Genomic DNA, 24,800 nt, shown 5'->3' with positions numbered 1-24,800 from the left:
AGGCGCATATCGCGCCTCTACCTGCTATTCGCTATCGTCTTTTTTGGTGTTAGTTTGTACAACTACTTTTTCTGTTGGTTTGCGACGTTTTCCGACATTTTTCGCATCACGATGGCGTTTTTTCACGCGAGGTTTGGTATCGTCTTTTAATGCATCGCGTTTTTCTTTACGTCGTTCCATCTCTTTTTTAGAGGCTTTTTTCGGCCCTTTTTCAGAAGGCGCACGAGTCGTTGGCCGCAGTTCATTGATGATTCGTGCCTTGAGTGGCTCATTAATATAACGACTAATTTTCAATAACAGCGCATTATCATGAGCTTCAACCAGAGATAAAGCGGTACCTTTACGTCCGGCACGTCCTGTACGTCCAATACGGTGTAGATAAATATCCGCAGTTCTTGGCATATCGAAGTTAAAGACATGGCTGACATCGTCAATATCAATACCACGCGCCGCAATATCAGTCGCGACTAGTACATTCACTCGGCCATCGGCTAGACGTTTAATCGCTTCATTACGTTTAACTTGAACCATCTCACCTTCGAGGTACGTACAGCGAATATCCGCTTCACGTAACCACGCTGCGACCTCATGCAGACGTTCGCGCTTTCTGACAAACACCACTGAACGGGTCACATCTTCTTGTTGTAAAAGATGGATCAATAGTTTGCGCTTATGCTCTAAATCATCCGCACGGTAATACCATTGCTGTATTTTCTTACGTTCACGGCGACTAGGATCTGCATCTAACGTCACGGGATCGTTTAAGATTCGCTTTGCAAAATCTTCAATGTCATCGCCTTCTAACGTCGCTGAAAAAAGGAGGGTTTGCTTACGCCAACGCGTTTCCGCCGCAATGGTTTCAATATCATTTGCGAAGCCCATATCTAACATGCGGTCGGCTTCATCAAGAATCAGCGTCTCAACCGCACGGCAGTCAAAGTTCTCTTCTTTGATGTATTGTAACAGGCGGCCCGTTGTCGCGACGACAACATCTTGGTTCGTGCTGAAGACTTCAGCATGATTCATATAAGCGACGCCACCGGTAATGGTCGAAATATCTAAATGCGTATGTTTTGCTAGCTCTTTCGCTTGATCGGCAACTTGCATCGCCAGTTCACGGGTTGGCGTGAGGATCAATATACGCGGAGGCCCTTGTTTTTTACGCGGGAAATCGAGGAGATGTTGCAAGGCAGGTAATAAGTAAGCCGCAGTTTTTCCAGTGCCGGTAGGGGCTGAACCGAGGATATCACGGCCCTCGAGGGCAGGTGGGATCGCAGCTGCTTGGATAGCCGTTGGGCGCTGATAATTTTTATCCTGTAGGGCTTCTAGCAGGCTTTCATCAAGTTCTAATTCGGAAAATGTGGTTACAGTCATGTTCTACCTCTGGTTGGGGCGCCGATTATAGACATTTCACTGCGATTGTTCACCTTTTCCTACTGAATAATTTCTGCTTTGCTCAGGTAAAAGGTATCAATTGCTGGTAAAGTTCGCCCCATATTACTGATCGACTGGGCGAATCAAAAAGATCCGGAGACGTTTATTTATGACTGCTAGCATAACATCACCACCTCGTCGTGGGGGCTTTACCTTCAAACAATTTTTTGTTGGCCACGATCGGTGTGGAATGAAAGTCAGCACCGATGGGATATTACTTGGGGCATGGGCACCTTTACCTACAACACGGCGTATTTTAGATATTGGTACTGGAAGTGGGCTATTGGCATTGATGTTAGCGCAACGGTTAAGTCCCGATGATGCACCTTTTAAGATTGATGCTATCGATATCGATCCTGATGCGGTGTCCCAAGCGCAAGAAAATTGTGATGCGTCACCTTGGTGCCATAATCTGACTGTTTGGCTTCAAGACTTTTTGTCTTGGGAACCGGGCCCTGAAAATAAGTATGGTCTCGTGATCTGCAATCCCCCCTATTTTCAACACGGTAAATCTTACCGTGATGCTCAACGGGAAAAAGCGCGTGATAGTCGTGTTCTTGATCATCAAGTCCTGCTTCAACGGGTAGAAAAGTTACTGACCGATGAGGGGCTGTTTTCGTTGATCCTTCCTGTGAAAGAAGCCGAGCACTTTATTGATTATGCGCAGCGTAGCGGTTGGATGCTGGCTCAACGATGCTGGATACAGGAACACGAGGGGATGTCTGCAAAACGCCTATTATTGACCTGGTGTTTAGGCTCGCGATCCGTTGAGGAGAGTCGACTGGTGATACGCAACCAGCAAGGTGATTACAGCAGGGAATTTCAATCATTAACGAAAGAATTTTACCTTGGGCACTAAGCTGTCATCTATACTGATAAAAATATGAAACTTCATGGTTAATCAGGTAAATTGCCCTTTAGATATGCAGATCATTATCGCTATTATTTCATCGTTGTAGGGTGAGAATAACAATTTACATAAGTTTCAGTGAACTTTTGATTATTATTCAGTTCCAACCTCGGGCTCGCTAAAGGCTGTGGCGTTGTTGCGAAGGGTGGTTACGAATTGATTATTTTATGAGGACAGAGCCTCAGATGAGCGAGCAGTTAACGGATCAAGTTCTGGTAGAACGGGTCCAGAAAGGGGATCAAAAGTCGTTCAATTTACTGGTTTTACGCTACCAACATAAAGTTGCCAGTTTAGTGACACGTTATGTTCCGCCAGGGGACGTGCCAGATGTAGTACAAGAATCATTTATTAAGGCTTATCGTGCTTTGGAGTCTTTTCGTGGTGATAGTGCCTTTTATACGTGGCTTTACCGCATAGCGGTGAACACGGCTAAAAATTATCTTGTGGCTCAAGGTCGCCGTCCTCCGTCAAGCGATGTGGATGCCAGTGATGCGGAAAATTTTGAAGCCGCCGGGGCACTGAAAGAAATATCGAACCCTGAGAACTTAATGTTGTCTGATGAATTGAAGCAGATCGTTTTCAGAACCATTGAAACACTCCCTGAAGATTTACGTATGGCGATTACGCTTCGTGAATTGGATGGATTGAGTTATGAGGAAATCGCTGAAATTATGGAGTGCCCCGTTGGCACTGTGCGTTCACGTATTTTCCGTGCGCGTGAGGCGATTGATAATAAAGTTCAACCACTACTGCAACGCTAGGTGCGTGGCGGGGTGACTACCTAAAGGGTATTAAGGTATGCAGAAAGAGCAACTTTCCGCTTTAATGGATGGCGAAGCCTTAGATCAGTCTTTACTCACAGAACTTTCTAAAGATACTAAGTTACAAGCTAGCTGGGAACGTTACCATCTGGTTCGTGATACGTTGCGCAGCGATCTAGGACAAGTCGTTCATTTTGATATCGCCGCTAAAGTGACTGAAGCGATTGCACAGGAGCCAAGCTCAAGCAGGGTTACACCATTAATCACCGAAAACCAACCTGAGCCTTCACGCTGGCGTAAAATGGGCTTTTTCTCGAAAGCAGGGGGGTGGGGTGCACAATTGGCGCAAATAGGTGTTGCGGCTTGTGTATCGATGGTCGTTATTGTTGGGGTACAGCACTATAACCGTACCGGCGAGGGAGCATCCTCAGACAACCAAGATACTCCTGTTTTTAATACGCTGCCTATGATGGGAAAAGCCTCTCCAGTAAGCCTAGGAGTGCCAGGAGATATGTTTGAAAAGTCTTCGTCAACCAACCAAGTTCAAGAGCAGCGTGTTCGTGTCAATGCGATGTTCCAAGACTACGAACTGCAACGCCGTTTAAATAATGGTAACGGCTCACCGGTAACTACCTCTGTTCTTGATAAACAACAGTATTCGGGCACTATTCATCAATAATGAAAGGTAAACGTCTCTATTCTGCCGTGTTATGCGGCAGCTTGTTATCTTCTTTCTCTCTGTTTGCTCAGGAGAGTCCGAATCCGATAGTTGCTAAGCCGATCAGTCCTTTTGTAATGTTACAGCAGATGGATAAAGCGGTGAATACGCTTAACTATCAGCTTTCATACATCAATATCACTGAACAAGGTATTGAGTCACTGCGCTACCGTCATGCATTGGTGGACCAACATGTTTATGCACAGTTATTGCAGATGGACGGCCCGCGTCGCGAGGTGATCCAGCGCAGTAATGCGATCAGCTATTTTGATGCGAGTTCGGGAGTGGATCCTTTTACTCTGCCGGGTGATCATATTATTGATGGTTTACCGGCTATCTTATTTGCGGACTTTGATCGGCTTAAAAATTACTATAACTTTATTAGTGTAGGACGTTCAAGGGTCGCTGATAGGCTCTGTGACGTTGTGCGTATCGTCTCGAAAGATGGTTCGCGCTTTAGCTATGCAGTGTGGCTCGATAGCGATTCTGGACTACCGCTGCGTGCTGATTTGTTATCGCAAGAGGGTGAAACCATTGAGCAGTTTCAGGTGGTTGATTTTGCTGTCGATGATCAATTGCAGCAGGTTATGTCGCCGCTGGTTAACGCTAAACTTCCCCCCGAAATCACTTCGCTGCCTAAGGGTTCCAATGCTAAATTAAGCTGGACTCCAGGTTGGCTACCTGCTGGTGTAATGCTACTTTCCCAAAGTCAGCGCCATGTTCCTGCGTTGGCAAAAAACATCGAATCGCGCCTCTATTCCGACGGTTTGTTCACTTTTACCGTTAATGTGTCTCCTGCCAGCGAGACGACGTCGCCACAGTCCTACAGCACTGGACGTCGCACCCTTTACGTTGAAATACGTAATAATAAGGAAATTAGCGTTGTGGGTGAACTTCCTCGTGACACAGCCAAACGCATTGCCGACACAGTCAATACGGGTGATTAACGATGATGAGAGAATGGGCGACCGTCGTGTCGTGGCATCAAGGCGTGGCGACACTGCATACTGAGGCGAAAACAACCTGTAACAGTTGTTCTGCGCGCAAAGGGTGTGGCAGCCAGATGTTAAATAAACTTGGTCCTAAAGATGCTCATGTCATGCAGGTTAAGAGTGAACAGGTTTTGCAACCGGGGCAGCGCATTGAACTCGGTATTGAAGAAAGTAGCCTCTTAAGTTCTGCATTGATGGTGTATATTACACCACTCCTTGGACTGTTTATTGGCGCTGGATTATTTCAGTACTGGTTCAATACTGACTTAGCCAGTGCCGCTGGAGCATTGATGGGGGGAGTGAGTGGTTTTTTTGTTGCGAAGTGCTTGTCAAAATTAGTCGGTGATAAACATGCATTTCAGCCGATTATTTTAACTGTTGCTTTAGGTCCAGACCAATTGCGGGTTGAATCGATCCCTTCTTCTCACTCATCGTAGTATTCTGCAGAATGTAAATGAATAAGCCGCTTTTAACAATAAAGCGGTTTTTATTACGCCTTACTCCGCGATGCCCCTATAAATTGTCTTAAAAAAAAGCGCTACAACGTAGTTGATATGCTGACGTCTTTGCCACGGTCGTGTAATATGCTCGGCAGTAAAAAAGTGGGTACATGCCTCATGGGTCCATTTATGTGTCCACCTGAATAAATTTTGCAGGAAACTATGAAAAAATCCCCGGATATGAAGAATATAAGAAATTTCTCCATCATTGCGCATATCGACCACGGAAAATCTACGTTATCTGACCGTTTAATTCAAACCTGTGGTGGTTTGAGTGATCGCGAAATGGCAGCACAAGTGCTCGACTCTATGGATCTTGAGCGTGAGCGTGGAATTACCATCAAAGCGCAAAGCGTTACCCTTGATTATCACGCAAAAAATGGCGAAATTTATCAACTTAACTTCATTGATACGCCGGGACACGTTGACTTCTCTTACGAAGTATCACGTTCTCTTGCGGCTTGTGAAGGCGCATTGTTAGTCGTTGATGCAGGTCAGGGGGTTGAAGCACAAACTCTTGCTAACTGCTATACCGCGTTGGACATGGATCTTGAAGTCGTACCAGTACTAAATAAAATTGACCTTCCCGCTGCTGACCCTGATCGTGTTTCACAAGAGATAGAAGATATTGTCGGTATTGATGCGACGGATGCAGTGAGATGTTCAGCAAAAACCGGGCTGGGCGTTCCTGAAGTGTTAGAGCGCTTAGTGCGAGATATTCCACCTCCTGAAGGGGATATTGATGCGCCTCTACAAGCGCTGATTATAGACTCGTGGTTTGATAACTACTTAGGGGTAGTCTCTCTAGTCCGTGTGAAGAATGGTATTTTGCGTAAAGGCGACAAGATCAAAGTGATGAGTACGGGGCAAGTTTACAACGCCGACCGTCTTGGGATCTTTACGCCAAAGCGCGTTGACCGTGATGAACTACGTAGTGGAGAAGTTGGCTGGTTAGTCTGTGCCATTAAAGATATTCTTGGCGCGCCGGTAGGTGATACCCTGACTGCGGCAAAATATTCTGCAGACAAGCCTCTGCCGGGTTTCAAAAAGGTAAAACCGCAAGTCTATGCTGGATTATTCCCAGTCAGTTCTGATGATTACGAAAACTTTCGTGATGCACTGGGCAAATTGAGCCTTAATGATGCATCGCTGTTTTACGAGCCAGAAAGTTCAACCGCGTTAGGATTTGGTTTCCGTTGTGGTTTCCTTGGCTTGTTGCATATGGAAATCATCCAAGAGCGTTTGGAACGTGAATATGACTTGGATCTGATTACTACTGCGCCGACAGTTGTCTATGAAGTGATCACAACGGGTGGAGAAACCCTTTATGTCGATAGTCCAGCGAAGTTACCTCCGTTAAATAACATCGAAGAACTGCGTGAACCGATTGCTGAATGTCATATGTTATTACCGCAGGAATACCTTGGTAATGTGATTACGCTCTGTGTCGAAAAGCGTGGTGTTCAGACCAATATGGTTTATCACGGTAATCAAGTCGCTTTAACCTATGATATTCCAATGGCGGAAGTGGTTTTAGATTTCTTTGATCGTATTAAATCCACCTCGCGGGGTTATGCGTCATTAGACTATAACTTTAAGCGTTTCCAAACCTCTGACATGGTTCGTGTAGATGTCATGATTAACGCAGAGCGTGTTGATGCTTTGGCACTGATTACGCACCGTGATAATTCTCAATCACGTGGTCGTGAATTGGTTGAGAAAATGAAAGAGCTGATTCCTCGTCAACAATTCGATATTGCTATTCAAGCAGCAATTGGTAACCACATCATAGCGCGTTCTACGGTCAAACAATTACGTAAAAACGTGTTAGCGAAGTGTTATGGCGGTGACGTGAGTCGTAAGAAGAAACTGCTACAGAAGCAAAAAGATGGTAAGAAGAGAATGAAACAGGTCGGTAATGTAGAATTACCGCAAGAAGCCTTCTTAGCAATTCTGCATGTTGGTAAAGATTAATTAAAAAGGATTGGTCATGGCAAATATGTTTGCACTGATTTTAGCACTTGCGACGCTAATTACGGGCATAGTTTGGTGTCTGGATAAGTTTAAATGGGCACCTGTACGTCGTGCCAAGCGCCAACAGGCACAAGATCAGGCGGCTAATACGCTAGATAAAGCCGCTTTAGACAATGTCGCGCGTCAGCCAAACTGGGTTGAGACATCGGTATCAGTATTTCCGGTGCTCGCGATTGTGTTTATCGTTCGTTCGTTTATCTATGAGCCATTTCAGATCCCTTCAGGATCAATGATGCCGACTTTATTAATCGGTGACTTTATCCTAGTGGAAAAATTTGCCTACGGATTGAAGGATCCGATCACACAAACGACGTTAATTCCGACAGGACATCCTAAACGTGGTGATATTGTCGTGTTTAAATACCCGAAAAACCCTTCGGTTGATTACATCAAACGCGTAATTGGTTTACCGGGTGACAAAATTGTATTCGACCCGTTTAGCAAAACCGTGTCAGTCACACCTGGATGTGGAGAAGGGCATTGTGAAGCACCTGTTACCATTAGCTACTCGCCTATGGAAAAGAGTGATTTTCTACAAACCTTCAGCGGATTTGATGGTAATGAAGTGGGGAATGGCTTTTATCAGATCTCTAAAGCGGGTATGTTACCGGGTGGATTGCAATTGGGTGAACGTCAAGAAACCTTGGGTGATGTGACGCACAATATCCTTTTAGTTAATCAAGCGCAAAGCCAAGTGGGCGATTATTACCAGCAGGAAGGGCAACCACCGGCAACTTGGATTGTGCCAGCGGGTGAATATTTTATGATGGGTGATAACCGTGATAACAGCGCAGATAGCCGTTATTGGGGATTCGTCCCAGAGAAAAATCTTGTTGGTAAGGCCGTTGCTATTTGGATGAGCTTTGACAAGCAAGAAGGTCAATGGCCAACGGGTGTAAGACTGAGTCGTATTGGCAGTATCCATTGATGGTGGTCGAGTTCAGGGATGAACTCGACCTATATATTTTACTACTGCACATGAAACAGTGAGTTGAGACAGCCCTGTTTCATGTGCAATTAACCTACGCAAAGAATAACTGGAACAGCATGAATCCCATTCTTATAAATAAGCTGCAGCGTAAACTAGGCTATACTTTTACTCATCCGGAACTTCTTCAACAAGCATTGACGCATCGTAGTGCTAGCAGTAAACATAATGAACGCTTAGAATTTTTAGGTGATTCAATTTTAAGTTATGTCATTGCTAATGCGCTCTATTGTCAATTTCCGCGCGTTGATGAGGGCGATATGAGTCGTATGCGGGCGACGTTGGTCCGTGGTAATACTCTTGCGGAGATGGCAAGAGAATTTGAACTCGGCGAATGTCTTCGTTTAGGCCCGGGTGAACTTAAGAGTGGCGGATTTCGTCGCGAGTCCATTTTAGCGGATACGGTTGAAGCACTGATTGGGGGTATTTTTCTGGATAGCGATATTCAGCAAACAGAAAAATTGATTCTAAATTGGTATCACTCTCGGTTAGCAGCGATTAGCCCAGGTGATAAACAAAAAGATCCAAAAACCCGCTTACAAGAGTATCTTCAAGGCCGTCACTTACCGTTACCGGCTTATCTCGTTGTGCAGGTAAGGGGTGAGGCTCATGACCAAGAGTTTACGATTCACTGTCAAGTGAGTGGTATGAATGAAGCGGTGGTTGGCATAGGTTCTAGCCGCCGCAAAGCAGAACAGGCTGCTGCAGAGCAAGCACTGACTAAGTTAGGAATTGAATGAGCGAACAAGTAACTCATTGCGGTTTTATCGCAATTGTCGGCCGTCCAAACGTCGGGAAATCGACCTTATTGAACCAACTATTGGGGCAAAAGATCTCTATTACCTCGCGTAAACCGCAAACGACGCGCCATCGTATCATGGGTATTGATACTCAGGATGCATATCAAGCCATCTATGTAGATACCCCAGGTCTGCATATTGAAGAAAAGCGGGCAATTAACCGCTTGATGAACCGTGCTGCAAGCAGTTCTATCGGTGATGTAGAGCTAATCGTCTTCGTAGTAGAAGGTACACGTTGGACTGACGACGATGAGATGGTTTTAAATAAATTAAAATCGGTAAGAGTTCCGGTTATTTTAGCTATCAATAAAATCGATAATATCCAAGACAAAACCATCCTTCTGCCGCATATCCAGCAAATCAGCCAAAAAATGAACTTTGCTGATGTGGTACCGCTGTGTGCGGAGACGGGACAAAATGTAGATGCTATCGCGCGTATTGTCCACAATACTTTGCCGGAAGCGGATCATCATTTCCCGGAAGATTACGTGACAGATCGTTCACAGCGTTTTATGGCATCAGAGATCATTCGTGAGAAGTTAATGCGTTTCTTAGGCGCTGAACTTCCTTACTCTGTAACCGTTGAAATTGAACGTTTTGTTAGCAACGATCGCGGTGGCTACGATATTAATGGCCTGATTCTCGTCGAGCGTGAAGGCCAGAAGAAAATGGTGATTGGTAACAAAGGGACTAAAATCAAAACCATCGGTATTGAAGCGCGCCGTGATATGGAAGAGATGTTTGAATCCCGCGTTCATTTAGAACTATGGGTAAAAGTGAAGTCCGGCTGGGCAGATGACGAACGTGCGCTGCGTAGCTTGGGCTATACTGACGATCTGTAATTGATGGAGGGCTGGCAGCGCGTTTTTGTTTTGCATGCTCGCCCTTACAGCGAAACGAGCTTATTACTTGATATCTTTAGCGAAAGCGATGGACGAGTCACGGTATTAGCCAAAGGAGCTCGTTCACGCCGTTCCAATCTCAAAGGTGCGCTACAGCCCTTTACCCCCCTATTAATGCGTTGGAGTGGGAAAGGAGAGGTTAAAACCTTACGCAGTGCCGAGCCTGTCTCGATGGGATTACCGTTAAATGGAACCTATCTCTACTGCGGACTTTACGTCAACGAACTACTAATGAGGGTTCTCGGACAGGAAATAGGCTATTCAGCCCTGTTCTTTGATTATCTCCATTGCCTGCAATCCCTTGCCGCACTCGATTCATCTCCTGAACCAGCACTACGACGCTTTGAGTTTTCACTTTTAGCGCATCTAGGGTATGGCGTTGATTTTCTTCACTGTGCAGGAACAGGTGAAGAAGTGAGCGATGAGATGACCTATAACTACCGGCAAGAACGGGGTTTTATAGCAAGTGTTATGCCTACTTCGCAGACCTTTACTGGGCGGCAATTAAAAGCATTTTATCAGCGAGAATTTCCAGAAATTGATACACTGCGGGCAGCAAAGCGATTTACACGTATGGCGCTTAAACCTTACTTAGGGGGGCGCCCGTTAAAAAGCCAAGCGCTCTTTCGGCAGTTTCAATTACCTGTGAACAAGCCTGAAGGGTAACCTACACAGTCCCTTATTTTACGTGATTATTTTAGAGGTCTAGCATGGCGGAAGTTTATTTAGGCGTAAATATTGATCATATTGCGACGGTACGAAATGCACGGGGCACGCAATATCCCGATCCGGTACAAGCGGCCTTTGTTGCAGAACAAGCCGGAGCGGATGGTATTACCGTTCATTTACGTGAAGACCGCCGCCATATTACTGATCGTGATATCGCCTTATTGCGTGCAACCATTCAAACACGTATGAACTTAGAAATGGCCGTCACCGAAGAGATGCTCACTATTGCCTGCCAAACCCGGCCACATTTCTGTTGTTTAGTTCCTGAAAAGCGTGAAGAGGTCACGACAGAAGGCGGCCTCGATGTTGCGGGGCAGCAGAGTAAAATGAATGACGCGGCGGCTCGTTTACAGCAAGCGGGAATTTTAGTGTCATTATTTATCGATCCTGATATTCAACAAATTGATGCAGCCGTTGCGGCAAAAGCGCCTTTTATTGAGATCCATACCGGGGCTTACGCGCAAGCACAAGATCCTCAGGAAGTTGAAAACGAATTAGAACGTATCCGGGTCGCAGTGAGCTACGCGGCGTCCAAAGGCCTGAAAGTGAATGCTGGACACGGACTGACTTACCATAACGTTCAAGCGATTGCAGCATTACCGGAGATCTACGAGCTTAACATTGGACACGCGATAATCGGCCGTGCACTGTTCAGTGGACTGGCGGATGCCGTACGCGAAATGAAACAGTGTTTACAGGATGCACGACGCTAATGGCTATCGTGGGGCTGGGGACTGATATTGTCGAAATCACCCGTATCGAACAGGTGATAGAACGTTCAGGTGACCGGTTAGCAAAACGCGTTTTAACCGAAAGTGAATGGTTACAGTATCAGCAGCACCATCAACCCGTACGGTTTTTAGCGAAACGTTTTGCGGTGAAAGAAGCGGCAGCAAAAGCGTTCGGAACGGGGATCCGTAGTGGATTAGCGTTTAATCAATTTGAAGTTTTTAACAATCCTCTCGGTAAGCCATGTTTAAGACTTCTTGGACAAGCCGCGAAACTTGCTGAGGAATTACAGATTAAGCACCACCATGTAACCCTCGCGGATGAACGCCGCTACGCCTGTGCGACGGTTATTTTCGAGAGTGAGTAAAACATTTTGGCGACTATGGGTAAAGCATTACGAACTTTTCCCATAGCTGTTCACGAGTTTCCTGCCACGCAGCATCCTGAATGATCGTATGTGTGATAGGACATACACGTTGGCAGGTCGGTGCCTCGTAATGCCCGATGCATTCAGTGCAACGAGTCGGATCGATTTCATAGATCTCTGTACCGAGCGCGATGGCTTGATTAGGACATTCTGGTTCGCACATATCACAATTGATACAGCTTTTTGTAATTAGTAAAGCCACTTCAATCACTTACCTTTTTTTATCTTATATAATCAATTGGTTATATAACTATTGCATTCCTTACGGGGGTTAACTGCCTGTGGATTTGCGCAGTATAAAACACTGATGCACTCACTTGCGTAACACAAAACCGTAACACAGACCGAAAATCATCCCCCTAAAACCCTCATGTGCGAGCCTATCTCGCGATGGGTTATAGGATAAGGAATTTCAATGCCGCGCACTGTAACACGGAACTCCGAAAAGCCCAATAATGATGGTTTTTTGGACGCTTTAGAACGTAGGGAGGGGGGAAGCCGCCGCACAAGCCCATCCATACGAATCTGTGTTAGGCAGCAAAAACCATACTCAAGCTAAAGGTTTTCCACCCCCAAAATATGTTCAAGAATCCAAACCTATAGCCGCTCCACCTAAAGATCGATAAGGTTACTATCGATCGCCAAGGAAAACAGCATGATCTCTACATTTTCGGCATGGGTATCGGTTCCGTTTTTAATGGGCACTTATCTGAAAACTTCGAGGTCGAGCCATAATACTTTGGGCATAAAAGCCTTATGTTATAGGTTAATACAAAATGGTTAAATGTTATGTGGGAAGGAGTCCCTATGCTTAAAAGAGGTGGTTTACGATTATTAACGACGGGTGAAATTCGCTTGGCAATGGAGCTCTATGGCCACGACATCCGATATAATCAGTTCTGGGTTTATCACATCGCTACTTACCCTTTGCTATGCATCAAATGATGCATATTTGGCAATATCAGCGTAGTATGAATGTCAAAGTTCGTGGTTTAGTTTCCTAGGCGGTAAATGATAAATACGATCTTGATAAAAAATGTTAGCTAGTTACCCCATGGAGCAACAGGCGAGTATTGTCGCGGATTATTGGTTACTTATCAGATTCGGTTTTAACGGTTTTAAACGTATAGTCAATGACATAAATTACGATTACACCGAGCCTAAAAAATCTTTGATTGTAAAATATCAGAAAGTCATTGGAGGATTTCCTCTGTGATGAAATATGTCTATTTATCGTTTATGCTTTTTTTCCTATCCGGTTGCATTGGTGATAGGTTGGTCTTCCGTGATAAAGGTGACGCTGTTGTGCTTAAAAATTCTATTTGTATTGCGTCAGAACCCGGAGATATTGTAGGTTTTTATATGCTTAGTTATTCTGTAAATAATTACCATCCACCATTAGTTATGGAGGATGGCATAGCTAGAAAATATCCTAATACCTGTATAAAGGTGGAATTAGTAAATAATAGCGATTACGGATTGGTTTACACAATAAATGGAAAAAATTATCGATTTGAATTTAATATCGATGTTAATGGAAAAATAACAAAAACTTACAGCAAGTCGTAAAAAACATCCGACATTTCGCTGGGGGCTATCACCGATAAGGCAGGTAGTTCCGTGGCAAAAACATATGAAATTATCTGCGTAGACCTGTATTTGAACAACGTTACGGACTCAGAGGCATTCCTAGATCTTATCCTTTTTTTTGATATTACTCATAATGATTTATCTTAGTTTTTCTAATGGATATTCTATTAAATGAAAACCTCGAGTCTATAGAGATTTTATCCGTGTATTTATTCCATATTTTTTAGATAATATTACAGATTGAGGTGAGTGTGAGTATTAGCTAATAGGCAAGTCTTTAATCATTTATTATGTTAATAATTAACTAGGAGTAATCACTCTATAAATAGACGTCTATTCACAACATTAAATATTTCATTTTCTCGAATAGGTCATAAGCCTCAGGTTTCTTCTACAATCATATTGCACCACAAAATGATCCCCTATCTCCCACAATCCTGTCCAAAAGGTTATATTTTAGCCCTTGAACTTATCCTATACCAATAATCTCGCCCTAAAAGAGTAAGCAATGCGTATAATACCTCGTTATTGACTGCTTTAAGGACCGTGACTATGGATAATACTATCCCTGCTAATGATGACGAAAAATGGATGCGCTATGCGATACAACTCGCTCAACGTGCCTATACATTGGGTGAAGTCCCGGTTGGTGCGGTATTGGTCTATCAACAGCAGGTGATTGGCGAGGGGTGGAATCTACCTATTAATGACCACGATCCGACCGCACATGCGGAAATTATGGCCATTCGTCAAGGTGGACAGGTCTTAGAAAACTATCGCCTACTCGACACGACGCTATATGTCACCTTAGAACCCTGTGTGATGTGCGCAGGTGCCATGATCCATGGTCGCATTGGTCGGATAGTGTATGGCGCGAGTGATGCAAAAACGGGTGCAGCGGGGTCGCTGGTCGATATCTTACGCCATCCTGGGATGAATCATCAGCCGATCATTTGTGGGGGGGTGTTAGCAGAAGAGTGTGGTGCTTTGCTCAGTGATTTTTTCAGGCAACGGCGGGCCGAAAAAAAAGCCGCGCGCCTAGCGGCACGGGCTGAACAAATTAATTCATAACTAACTGTGGTTCGACGGGCATCGTAGAGATACCATTTGGAGCATGTGGTGGGTCAAATGGCTCTTGTTCCATTTCTTGCAAATACCCAACTAAACTCAAATTATACTTACGTATTTTTTCAACATAATCGTAAGCTTCTTGCCCACGAGCATAACCATAAGCAGTCTGCGAGTAATAGCGTTTCTTACTCAACAGCGGTAACCGCATTTTGACATCGCTCCAACTATTGGGATCGGCGCCTTGGTTCACGGTCAGTTGCCGTGCATCCATCAGATGGGCTAACCCGATATTGTAAGCGGCTAAGGCAAACCAAACGCGTTCATCCTTTGGAATATCGCTGGGTAGCCTGTCAATTAAATGCTGTAGATATTCACTGCCACCACGGATACTCTCTTCGGTATCGAGGCGATTACTGACATCCAAACTGCTTGCGGTTGTCTTGGTGAGCATCATAATCCCTCGCACTCCCGTGGGGGAGGTTGCACGAGGATCCCAGTGCGACTCTTGCCAAGCCATTGCGGCTAATAACTGCCAATCGAAATTTTGCGCATATTTCTCGAAGACCGGCTTGAGTCTCGGTAAACGCGTATCTACGGCTTGCAAGAAACTCCGTGTATCGACATAGTCGAAATTTCCTGAATGCCCTAAATACTTCTCTTCTAAGCGTGCCATCGTTCCTTGCTCGTTAAGTTGATTGAAAAAATCCAACATTGCAGCATGGAGGCTGTCACTCTTATCAGCCGAAATATACCAGTTTACCGGGCGTTCTTGGCTCACTGTGAAGGCTACTGCCAGTTTAGGATAAATACGTTGCATCATCTCAACCGTGGCAGAATCAGCAATGGTGTAATCAATTTTTCCTTCTACAACCTCTTTCAATATCTGTTGTGGGCCAAGATGACTTTCTGTTACCCACTGGAGGTGTGGGTAGCGATCAGCTTTCTCTGCCTTAAGCGTACTTGCAAAAGTCGAACCATCGAGAATGCTTAGCGTACCTTGTAAGTCATCCAAGCTCTTGGGTCGAGGTTTATCAACGCGATAAACCAGTTGTTGCGAAGTTGTGTAATATGCAGGTCCAGCGACAAACTCTTGTGCACGATGTTCGTCCCAGTTTAAGCCAGCGGCTAGTAGGTCGGAACGGTGTCCAGATAAGTCGTTAAACAAGCTCTTAATATTGGGTCGAACAGTAACCTCTAACTTAACGCCTAGGTAATCTGCAAAGCGTTTCGCGAGTTCATAGTCCATTCCCTGTGATTGATTTTTTATCTGTTGGTAAGTCAGCGCCGAATTAAGGGTGCTGATACGCAACACTCCGCGCGATTGGATCTGCGCCAGAGAATCTTGTTTCCCAGTATGCCAGGATAGTACTGGCCATAGTGCTGTTGCTAAAAGTAAGGTGACAAGACCGATAAAGAAATAATTAAATTTTATACATTTCAAATAGTTATCTCTCGGTTCTGCTCGCGTTTCCCCTAATATTAGGGAGTGAATCTTATGATTTCTTCACGCAAGGCGGAGAGCATTCTGAGCAATTTAACGTCAGATCGCAAATTTTTAAGCAATAAATGTTCAATGATTGCCAGGCCGATGATTAAGATAAATTCGGCGCAAACGGTTTCGTATTGCGTCGAGATTCATTATACTAGCGCCGTTTTCCCACTGTAGCGCCTGAGTATGTCAGCCAGACATACCGACGACGAGAGATGATTAATGATGGAAATTTTGCGTGGTTCGCCTGCCCTGTCTGCCTTTCGAGTTAACAAGCTAGTCACCACCTTTCAAGAACTTCAATTGCCTATCCGTTCACTCTATGCCGAATACGTGCATTTTGCTGATGTGACGCAACCGTTAACCGATGAGCAAACGACGCGATTAGAAAAGTTATTACGCTATGGCCCTTCTTTGACTGAGCATACCCCGCAGGGGCGATTACTTTTAGTCACACCACGTCCAGGTACCATCTCTCCATGGTCATCGAAGGCTACGGACATTGCTCATAACTGTGAATTACTTATGGTTAAGCGTTTAGAACGCGGTCTTGCTTTCTATGTTGATGCACCTGAGCTTGATGCTAAACAGTTTTCCCAACTGACTGGGTTACTCCATGACCGGATGATGGAAACTGTTTTTACTGATCTCTCTCAGGCAGAGCAACTGTTTACCCAACAGGCTCCCCACCCACTGACGACAGTGGACATTCAACAAGGTGGCCGTCAAGCACTGGCAGAAGCGAATACCCGCCTCGGTCTTGCGCTGGCTGAAGATGAAATTGACTATCTACTCAATGCTTTCACTCAATTAGGACGTAATCCTAATGATGTTGAGCTGTATATGTTTGCACAAGCGAACTCAGAGCATTGCCGCCACAAAATTTTTAACGCTGATTGGATCATTGATGGCGTACAGCAACCTAAATCGCTGTTTAAAATGATCAAAAATACTTTTGAGACAACGCCAGAACATGTGCTGTCCGCCTATAAAGATAATGCTGCGGTAATGGAAGGATCGGTCGCTGGGCGTTTTTATGCTGATGCGAAAACAGGCCAGTACGATTTCCATCAACAACCGATTCATATTTTAATGAAGGTTGAAACGCATAACCATCCTACGGCTATTTCACCGTGGCCGGGAGCTGCGACAGGTTCAGGCGGAGAGATTCGTGATGAGGGCGCAACCGGTCGTGGAGCAAAACCTAAAGCAGGTTTAACCGGCTTCTCTGTCTCGAACTTACGGATTCCTGGTTTTGAACAACCTTGGGAAGAAGATTTCGGCAAGCCGGAACGTATTGTGACTGCGTTGGACATTATGCTAGATGGCCCCTTAGGCGGCGCGGCATTTAATAATGAATTTGGTCGCCCTGCGCTCAATGGCTATTTCCGAACCTACGAAGAAAAAGTCAACAGCCACAATGGCGAAGAGATCCGTGGCTACCATAAACCGATTATGTTAGCGGGCGGAATCGGTAATATCCGTGATGATCATGTGCAAAAAGGCGAGATTACCGTCGGTGCAAAATTGATCGTACTCGGTGGCCCCTCAATGAATATTGGTTTGGGTGGCGGAGCCGCATCATCAATGGATTCCGGTCAATCGGATGCGGACTTAGACTTTGCGTCGGTACAGCGTGATAATCCAGAAATGGAACGTCGCTGTCAGGAAGTCATTGACCGTTGCTGGCAGCGTGGTGAAGCGAATCCGATTCTATTTATCCATGATGTTGGGGCAGGTGGGCTTTCCAATGCGATGCCTGAGCTTGTGTCAGACGGTGGACGAGGTGGACGTTTCGACCTTCGCAAAATTCTTAATGATGAGCCGGGTATGACACCGCTGGAAATTTGGTGTAACGAATCTCAGGAACGTTATGTGTTAGCAATCGATGCGGATAAATTGGCTGAATTTGATGCTATTTGTCAGCGTGAACGTGCGCCTTATGCTGTTATTGGCGAGGCAACGGAACAACAACATCTAACACTGAATGATCCGCATTTTGCTAACCAGCCGATCGACATGCCACTGGATGTATTATTAGGTAAAACCCCTAAAATGACCCGTGACGTTCGTCGTCAACAGGCTCATGGTGATAGCTTTACCGCACATGATATTCATCTGGCGGATGCGGTGAAACGCGTCATGCACTTACCTGCCGTCGCTGAAAAAACATTCTTAATCACTATCGGCGACCGTACCGTGACCGGTATGGTTGCACGTGACCAAATGGTCGGACCTTGGCAAATTCCGGTGGCTAACTGCGCCGTGACTACCACCAGTTTAGATAGCTACACTGGTGAAGCTTTTGCAATGGGCGAGCGTGCGCCGGTTGCACTGCTCGATTACGCAGCGTCAGCACGATTGGCAGTGGGTGAAGCGCTGACCAATATTGCCGCGACGGCTATCGGTGACCTTAAGCAAATTAAACTTTCTGCTAACTGGATGGCCGCTGCCGGGCACCCAGGAGAAGATGCTGGATTGTATGATGCGGTTAAGGCCGTTGGCGAAGAGTTATGCCCAGCGCTTGGTTTAACGATTCCCGTTGGTAAAGACTCCATGTCAATGAAAACCCGTTGGCAGGAGCAGGGCGAAAACCGTGAGGTTATCTCGCCAATGTCGCTGGCTATCACAGCTTTTGCACGCGTGGAAGATGTCCGCTTGACGGTGACACCAGAATTACGCTCGGATCGAGACAACCTCCTTTTACTCGTTGATTTAGGGCAGGGGAAACAGGCACTCGGCGCAACTGCATTGGCACAAGTCTATCGTCAGTTAGGTCAACAGCCTGCAGATGTTCGGGATTGCGAAAAACTTCGTGGTTTCTTCAATGCGATTCAACAATTGATTAGTGAGCGCCAATTACTGGCGTATCATGACCGCTCAGACGGTGGTCTATTAGTCACTCTTGCTGAAATGGCCTTTGCTGGACATTGCGCGATCGATGCCGATATCAGCACATTAGGGGGAGAGCCTATTGCTGCGCTCTTTAACGAAGAGCTCGGTGCCGTGTTACAAATTGCAGGTGATAGATTATCTGCGGTACAAGCCATCTTTGCTCAACATGGGCTTAGTGACGTTTTACATATTATCGGTAAGGCGAGTCGTGGTGACCATTTCACTCTTGTTGCTCAACAACAAACGATCTACCACGAAAAACGCTCTACACTGCGCGAATGGTGGGCAGAAACGACTTGGCAGATCCAGCGTTTGCGTGATAACCCCGCATGTGCAGATGAAGAACATCAAGCAAAATGTGATGAAGGTGATCCGGGGTTAAATGCCTCGCTGAGCTTTGACCCGAATGAGGATGTAGCGGCACCGATGATTGCAACAGGTGCACGTCCCGTGCTGGCAGTACTCCGTGAGCAAGGGGTTAACTCTCATGTTGAAATGGCTGCAGCGTTCCACCGCGCAGGTTTTGATACTCGCGATGTACACATGAGCGACTTACTGGCAGGACGTACTAATCTCGATGGTTTCCATATGCTTGCAGCATGCGGTGGTTTCTCATACGGGGATGTGCTTGGAGCGGGAGAAGGTTGGGCGAAATCCATACTTTTCAATCCACGGGTAAGAGACACCTTTGCTGAATTCTTCAATCGTGATCAGACTTTGGCACTTGGGGTGTGTAACGGCTGTCAGATGGTTTCTAACTTACGTGAAATTATTCCTGGTAGTGAATTATGGCCGCGCTTTGTTCGTAACCAATCTGAGCGTTTTGAAGCGCGCTTCAGCTTAGTTGAAGTCGTTGAAAGTCCATCATTGGTGTTAGAAGGCATGGTCGGATCACGGATGCCTATCGCAGTTTCCCACGGTGAAGGCTTTGTCGAAGTTCGCAATAGCGATCATTTACAACAGCTTGAAGCCAATAAGCTTGCGGCTTTGCGTTTTGTGAATAACCGTGGTGAAGTGACCGAACAGTATCCGGCGAACCCGAATGGCTCGCCAAATGGTATTACTGCGGTGACCAACACTTCTGGACGAGTAACGATAATGATGCCTCACCCAGAGCGCGTATTTCGTACAGTGAGCAACTCATGGCACCCAGAAAATTGGGGAGAAGATAGCCCTTGGATGCGTCTCTTCAGAAATGCGCGTAAGCAGTTAGGATAAGCACGATTCTGGAAAACTCTTAAAGCGTTGGTCAGGGGTTCGCTCCGCAACGCTTTGTTGTTATGATGCGGCCAATTCATTTACTGTTATGATGCGAATACAATTCATAAATATAAATGATGTCTGAAAGGTGCCTTCTGTCCTAGAGTTGATACTCATGTATCTGGTCTGGACATCACATTGGTGGGGCACACTTCTTCTTCCTCAGTGACATACTTATCTAATTCGGCAATAATACTCCGTATACTTCTCCGCACTATGCATTAATGCTGCAAACAGCCTTCATGTGGCGATGCTATTGATAATAAGGTCTGGTCATGAAAAAAATAGAAGCGATCATAAAACCCTTTAAATTGGACGACGTCCGCGAGTCTCTGGCAGAAGTTGGCATCACAGGAATGACCGTTACAGAGGTCAAAGGATTTGGGCGCCAAAAAGGGCATACAGAGCTTTATCGTGGTGCTGAATATATGGTCGATTTTTTACCGAAAGTAAAAATCGAAATCGTTATTGCTGACGAGATGGTCGACACCTGTCTTGAAACCATTATGAAAACTGCACAAACTGGCAAGATTGGTGACGGCAAAATTTTTGTGGTTGATGTAGCACGCGTGGTACGTATTCGGACCGGTGAAGAAGATGAAGATGCGATTTAAGCCGCGACACTAAACTAAGTCACCGTCTCACTTCTTAAGACGGGGGCAATCCCCCGTTAATCTCGTCATTATTGTTCCATTCCCCCATTCCAAACAAGCGCGCCCTTAGCGATCGATTTTACCTTTTTGCTTGCTATTGCGTTTATGATGTTCGCACTGTGAAAAGACGGAATAGGGTGCTGTAATATGACTAAATAAGTAAGCCAAACGATTGCGTAAAAAGAGGAGTTTGTCTCTACCACGTAGACTGAAAAGAGTTTACACTAACTGGTATTACCCTTATGGGGCATTTTCGATGTTAAAAGTAAGCTGAGTGGAGATGGGAATGTTAAAGCGAGAAATGAACATAGCCGATTACGATGCGGCACTATGGCAGGCAATGGAGCAAGAGAAAGTGCGTCAGGAAGAGCATATTGAACTGATTGCCTCAGAAAACTACACCAGTCCACGTGTAATGGAAGCGCAAGGATCCCAACTGACCAATAAGTATGCCGAAGGTTATCCAGGCAAACGCTATTATGGTGGTTGTGAGTACGTTGATATCGTAGAACAACTGGCGATTGATCGTGCAAAAGCGCTATTTGGTGCAGACTACGCGAACGTCCAGCCTCACTCAGGCTCTCAAGCTAACTTTGGTGTGTTCACCGCTCTATTAACGCCAGGCGATACTATCCTTGGTATGAACTTGGCTCACGGCGGCCATTTAACGCATGGTTCTCCGGTTAACCTGTCCGGTAAACTCTATAATGTCATCCCTTACGGCATCGATGAAAGCGGTAAGATCGATTATGACGAGCTTGCGGCACTTGCTCAGCAACATAAGCCTAAAATGATCATTGGCGGATTCTCTGCTTACTCAGGTGTCTGCGATTGGGCAAAAATGCGTGAAATCGCGGATAGTATCGGCGCATGGTTATTTGTCGATATGGCACACGTCGCAGGCTTAGTCGCTGCTGACGTCTATCCTAATCCGCTACCGCATGCGCATGTGGTTACTACAACGACCCATAAAACTTTAGCCGGTCCACGCGGCGGCCTGATCTTGGCGCAAGGCGGTGATGAAGACCTGTATAAGAAATTGAACTCTGCCGTATTCCCGGGCGGTCAGGGTGGTCCATTGATGCATGTTATCGCCGGTAAAGCGGTAGCCTTCAAAGAAGCGATGGAGCCAGAGTTCAAAACTTACCAACAGCAAGTCGCTAAAAACGCTAAAGCGATGGTAGAGGTTCTGCTTGAGCGTGGTTATAACATCGTCTCTGGCGGTACGCATAACCATCTGTTCTTGTTGGACTTGGTTGAGAAGAATCTCACCGGTAAAGAAGCGGATGCCGCGCTGGGTAGCGCGAATATTACCGTAAACAAAAACAGCGTACCTAACGATCCGAAAAGCCCATTTGTCACTTCGGGTATCCGTATCGGTACCCCAGCGGTAACGCGCCGTGGCTTTAAAGAAGCGGAAGTTCGCGAGTTAGCAGGGTGGATCGCCGACGTATTAGATAATGTAAACGACGCGGCAACGATTGAACGAGTGAAAGGTCAAGTGCTAGCGCTTTGTGCTCGTTTCCCTGTTTACGCGTAAAATAGTGATGCAATAAAAAAGCCGCGATAGTCACCTATCGCGGCTTTTCTTTTTAAGAAGGCTTAGCGTTTTAACGCGTCACTAAGTTGATCGCGCATAATCGCTAACATATCACGTACAACGCGTGAGTTACCGGCAACAATATTTCCTGACTGCAAATAGCCATGTCCGCCAGTAAAATCAGTGATAAGGCTTCCTGCTTCACGTACAAGCAATTCACCTGCTGCAAAATCCCAAGGCTTAAGACCGATTTCAAAATAACCGTCAGTGCGGCCTGCTGCGACATAAGCTAAATCCAATGCGGCAGAGCCAGTGCGACGAAAATCAGCGCATTTAGTAAATAATGCCGTAACCACATTCAAGTAGCTTGCTGAGTGTTGTTTTGCTTTGAAAGGGAAGCCTGTTGCGAGGATAGTGCCGTCTAAATCGCGGGCAGTGCTGCCACGTAAACGGTAACCATTAAGCTGTGCACCTTGGCCACGTACCGCGGTGAAAAGTTCGTTACGCATTGGATCATAAACAACGGCCACTTCAGTACGGCCTTTGATACGCACGGCGATAGAAACGGAGAAGTGAGGGAAACGTTTAATAAAGTTACTGGTGCCATCCAGGGGATCGATAACCCATTGTATATCCTTATCCTCACCACCTAAATCACCGCTCTCTTCCGTAACAATGCTGTGCTGCGGATAAGATTTACGGATAACTTCGATAATTAAACGCTCGGCGTCACGGTCAACGTTGGTGACAAAATCGTTGGTACCTTTTTGATTCGTTTCTACTGCGTCAGGCGTTTCATAGTTTTTGGCGATAAGATTGCCGGCCTTGCGCGCTGCGCGCACGGCGATGTTCAGCATCGGATGCATCGGTTATTCCCACTGGATGTTAAAGAACGAAAAATCGCGGCGAGTATAGCAGAAGGTTAAATAAAAGTCTCAGATTATGTTAGTATCCGCCCATCATTTATATTGGCGACATGAATCCTGCTTATGTTACAGAATATACGAATTGTCTTGGTTGAAACTTCGCACACCGGAAATATGGGCTCCGTCGCTCGAGCGATGAAAACGATGGGTCTATCCAATCTCTATTTAGTTAACCCACTGCTAAAGCCTGACTCGCAAGCCATTTCTTTGGCAGCCGGTGCCAGTGATTTAATAGGAAACGCCACTATTGTCGATACCCTTGATGAAGCGATAGCAGGTTGTAGCTTAGTGGTAGGAACCAGTGCACGCTCTCGTTCTTTGCCTTGGCCCATGCTTGATGCACGTGAATGTGGTATTAAGAGCGTGGAAGAGGGACATCAAGCACCAGTGGCGCTGGTATTTGGACGTGAGCGCGTCGGCTTAACCAATGATGAGCTACAAAAGTGCCATTATCATGTCGCCATTCCAGCAAATCCTGATTATAGCTCGTTAAATTTGGCGATGGCTGTACAAATTATTGCTTACGAAGTCAGGATGGCATGGTTGGCTAATGAACAAGCCCCTACAGCCGTAGTAAACGAACCATCGCCATATCCTCTGGTCGATGACCTTGAACGTTTTTATCATCATATGGAAGGTATGATGCTAGAAAGCGGTTTTATTCGCCAAGGTAATCCGAGTCAAGTCATGAGCAAATTACGTCGATTGTTTACTCGCGCACGTCCAGAACGCGATGAGCTGAATATTCTGCGTGGAATGCTTTCGTCCTTTCAAAAGGGCGATCAGAACAAACGTTGATCATGTCGTGATACGCACGCTCGGTTAAATACCTGAGTAATTTAGTCAGGTAAATAGTTGACCAAATCAGTCGGGAATGTCAAACTGTAAGCATCAAATATTTAACATTCTGACAACTGTGAAAACCGAGGTCGTATCACAATGAGACTGACATCCAAAGGTCGTTACGCAGTCACCGCTATGTTAGACGTTGCGTTACACTCACATGAAGGGCCAGTGCCACTGGCTGAAATTTCAGAACGCCAAGGGATTTCGCTCTCATACTTAGAGCAGTTGTTCTCACGCTTAAGAAAGCATGAACTGGTTGCCAGTGTGAGAGGTCCCGGTGGTGGTTACCTTCTAGGTCAACAACCTGCCAACATCTCGGTCGGTTCCGTGATTATGGCCGTTGACGAATCAGTCGATGCGACTAAGTGTCAAGGTAAAGAAGGGTGCCAAGGTGGGGAACGTTGTTTAACCCATGCGCTATGGCGTGACCTGAGCGATAGAATTAGTGATTTTCTGAACAACATTACGCTGGCAGAATTGGTCAATAACCAAGAAATCTTGGATGTAGCCGGTCGTCAAGCGTCTGTCGATAACCGTCGATTTCAGCACTCTGGCCGTTTCGCAGAAAAAATCGATGTAAAGTTACGCGCGGTCGGTTCATAGCCG

The 24,800-nt window shown here is 45.8% G+C and carries 23 protein-coding genes; 19 read left to right on the top strand and 4 right to left on the bottom strand.

The window, feature by feature from the left end; translation table 11 throughout:
• Positions 1-24: 24 nt before the first annotated feature.
• A complete protein-coding gene (gene srmB / locus HGT73_RS12405) occupies positions 25-1,374 on the bottom strand; it encodes an ATP-dependent RNA helicase SrmB (protein ID WP_214215485.1) in 1,350 nt (449 codons plus the stop codon).
• A 169-nt stretch (positions 1,375-1,543) separates the two neighbouring features.
• On the opposite strand from srmB, the gene HGT73_RS12400 reads away from it, so the two are divergent.
• From HGT73_RS12400 to acpS, 12 genes are all read left to right on the top strand, one after another.
• Positions 1,544-2,293: a tRNA1(Val) (adenine(37)-N6)-methyltransferase gene (locus tag HGT73_RS12400; protein ID WP_214215482.1), complete on the top strand. Its 750-nt coding sequence runs from the start codon at positions 1,544-1,546 to the stop codon at positions 2,291-2,293.
• Positions 2,294-2,529: 236 nt separating this feature from the next.
• On the top strand, positions 2,530-3,105 hold the full coding sequence (gene rpoE, locus HGT73_RS12395) for an RNA polymerase sigma factor RpoE (RefSeq protein ID WP_214215480.1): 576 nt from the start codon (positions 2,530-2,532) through the stop codon (positions 3,103-3,105).
• 37 nt (positions 3,106-3,142) lie between these two features.
• Positions 3,143-3,784, top strand: a complete 642-nt coding sequence (gene rseA / locus HGT73_RS12390) for an anti-sigma-E factor RseA (protein WP_214215479.1) — start codon at positions 3,143-3,145, stop codon at positions 3,782-3,784.
• Positions 3,784-4,770 (top strand): sigma-E factor regulatory protein RseB, encoded by a 987-nt coding sequence (rseB, locus tag HGT73_RS12385; protein WP_214215477.1) that lies wholly within the window; start codon positions 3,784-3,786, stop codon positions 4,768-4,770. Before rseA ends, rseB begins: the two co-directional genes overlap by 1 nt.
• Before the next feature lie 2 nt (positions 4,771-4,772).
• Entirely contained in the window at positions 4,773-5,252 is a 480-nt protein-coding gene (gene rseC, locus HGT73_RS12380; RefSeq protein ID WP_214215475.1) for a SoxR-reducing system protein RseC, read from the top strand.
• Between the two features lie 243 nt (positions 5,253-5,495).
• On the top strand, positions 5,496-7,289 hold the full coding sequence (lepA, locus tag HGT73_RS12375) for a translation elongation factor 4 (protein ID WP_214215590.1): 1,794 nt from the start codon (positions 5,496-5,498) through the stop codon (positions 7,287-7,289).
• A 16-nt stretch (positions 7,290-7,305) separates the two neighbouring features.
• On the top strand, positions 7,306-8,277 hold the full coding sequence (gene lepB, locus HGT73_RS12370; RefSeq protein WP_214215473.1) for a signal peptidase I: 972 nt from the start codon (positions 7,306-7,308) through the stop codon (positions 8,275-8,277).
• Positions 8,278-8,396: 119 nt separating this feature from the next.
• On the top strand, positions 8,397-9,077 hold the full coding sequence (gene rnc, locus HGT73_RS12365) for a ribonuclease III (protein ID WP_214215471.1): 681 nt from the start codon (positions 8,397-8,399) through the stop codon (positions 9,075-9,077).
• Positions 9,074-9,979: a GTPase Era gene (gene era / locus HGT73_RS12360; RefSeq protein ID WP_214215469.1), complete on the top strand. Its 906-nt coding sequence runs from the start codon at positions 9,074-9,076 to the stop codon at positions 9,977-9,979. Before rnc ends, era begins: the two co-directional genes overlap by 4 nt.
• A gap of 3 nt (positions 9,980-9,982) precedes the next feature.
• A complete protein-coding gene (gene recO, locus HGT73_RS12355; RefSeq protein WP_214215468.1) occupies positions 9,983-10,705 on the top strand; it encodes a DNA repair protein RecO in 723 nt (240 codons plus the stop codon).
• 44 nt (positions 10,706-10,749) lie between these two features.
• Positions 10,750-11,481 carry a pyridoxine 5'-phosphate synthase gene (gene pdxJ, locus HGT73_RS12350; protein WP_214215466.1) on the top strand — a complete coding sequence of 244 codons (732 nt, stop codon included), beginning with the start codon at positions 10,750-10,752 and terminating at the stop codon, positions 11,479-11,481.
• Complete coding sequence (gene acpS / locus HGT73_RS12345) at positions 11,481-11,864, top strand: holo-ACP synthase (protein ID WP_214215464.1); 384 nt, start codon at positions 11,481-11,483, stop codon at positions 11,862-11,864. The genes pdxJ and acpS overlap by 1 nt, the downstream gene beginning before the upstream one ends.
• 13 nt (positions 11,865-11,877) lie before the next feature.
• Here the strand turns inward: acpS and HGT73_RS12340 are convergent, their stop codons facing one another.
• Positions 11,878-12,126, bottom strand: coding sequence for a YfhL family 4Fe-4S dicluster ferredoxin (locus tag HGT73_RS12340; RefSeq protein ID WP_214215463.1), 249 nt, complete (start codon positions 12,124-12,126; stop codon positions 11,878-11,880).
• Between the two features lie 1,013 nt (positions 12,127-13,139).
• On the opposite strand from HGT73_RS12340, the gene HGT73_RS12335 reads away from it, so the two are divergent.
• Together HGT73_RS12335 and tadA are read left to right on the top strand one after the other, a co-directional pair.
• Positions 13,140-13,493, top strand: coding sequence for a putative T6SS immunity periplasmic lipoprotein (locus tag HGT73_RS12335; RefSeq protein ID WP_338111617.1), 354 nt, complete (start codon positions 13,140-13,142; stop codon positions 13,491-13,493).
• 573 nt (positions 13,494-14,066) lie between these two features.
• Positions 14,067-14,585: a tRNA adenosine(34) deaminase TadA gene (gene tadA, locus HGT73_RS12330; protein ID WP_214215461.1), complete on the top strand. Its 519-nt coding sequence runs from the start codon at positions 14,067-14,069 to the stop codon at positions 14,583-14,585.
• Here tadA and mltF read toward each other — a convergent pair.
• Positions 14,575-16,026, bottom strand: coding sequence for a membrane-bound lytic murein transglycosylase MltF (gene mltF, locus HGT73_RS12325; protein ID WP_214215460.1), 1,452 nt, complete (start codon positions 16,024-16,026; stop codon positions 14,575-14,577). The genes tadA and mltF overlap by 11 nt on opposite strands.
• A 270-nt stretch (positions 16,027-16,296) precedes the next feature.
• Here mltF and purL point away from each other — a divergent pair, with 270 nt between their 5' ends.
• The 3 genes from purL (at position 16,297) to glyA (ending at position 22,422) form a co-directional block, all read left to right on the top strand.
• Positions 16,297-20,187: a phosphoribosylformylglycinamidine synthase gene (gene purL / locus HGT73_RS12320; protein ID WP_214215458.1), complete on the top strand. Its 3,891-nt coding sequence runs from the start codon at positions 16,297-16,299 to the stop codon at positions 20,185-20,187.
• 317 nt (positions 20,188-20,504) lie between these two features.
• Positions 20,505-20,843 (top strand): nitrogen regulatory protein P-II, encoded by a 339-nt coding sequence (gene glnB / locus HGT73_RS12315; RefSeq protein ID WP_214194852.1) that lies wholly within the window; start codon positions 20,505-20,507, stop codon positions 20,841-20,843.
• 325 nt (positions 20,844-21,168) lie between these two features.
• Positions 21,169-22,422: a serine hydroxymethyltransferase gene (glyA, locus tag HGT73_RS12310; RefSeq protein ID WP_214215457.1), complete on the top strand. Its 1,254-nt coding sequence runs from the start codon at positions 21,169-21,171 to the stop codon at positions 22,420-22,422.
• A gap of 62 nt (positions 22,423-22,484) precedes the next feature.
• On the opposite strand, the gene suhB is transcribed toward glyA, so the two are convergent.
• Positions 22,485-23,288 (bottom strand): inositol-1-monophosphatase, encoded by an 804-nt coding sequence (gene suhB / locus HGT73_RS12305; protein ID WP_214215456.1) that lies wholly within the window; start codon positions 23,286-23,288, stop codon positions 22,485-22,487.
• A gap of 123 nt (positions 23,289-23,411) precedes the next feature.
• Between suhB and trmJ the strand changes: the two genes are divergently transcribed.
• Together trmJ and iscR are read left to right on the top strand one after the other, a co-directional pair.
• Positions 23,412-24,146: a tRNA (cytosine(32)/uridine(32)-2'-O)-methyltransferase TrmJ gene (gene trmJ, locus HGT73_RS12300; RefSeq protein ID WP_214215455.1), complete on the top strand. Its 735-nt coding sequence runs from the start codon at positions 23,412-23,414 to the stop codon at positions 24,144-24,146.
• A gap of 141 nt (positions 24,147-24,287) precedes the next feature.
• Complete coding sequence (gene iscR / locus HGT73_RS12295) at positions 24,288-24,797, top strand: Fe-S cluster assembly transcriptional regulator IscR (protein WP_214215454.1); 510 nt, start codon at positions 24,288-24,290, stop codon at positions 24,795-24,797.
• The last annotated feature ends 3 nt before the right edge of the window (positions 24,798-24,800 follow it).

This window comes from Rosenbergiella australiborealis, from assembly GCF_018494035.1.
Lineage (GTDB): Bacteria > Pseudomonadota > Gammaproteobacteria > Enterobacterales > Enterobacteriaceae > Rosenbergiella > Rosenbergiella australiborealis.
Note: the sequence above shows the minus strand (reverse complement) of the source record. Positions and strands in the feature narration are given on the sequence as shown.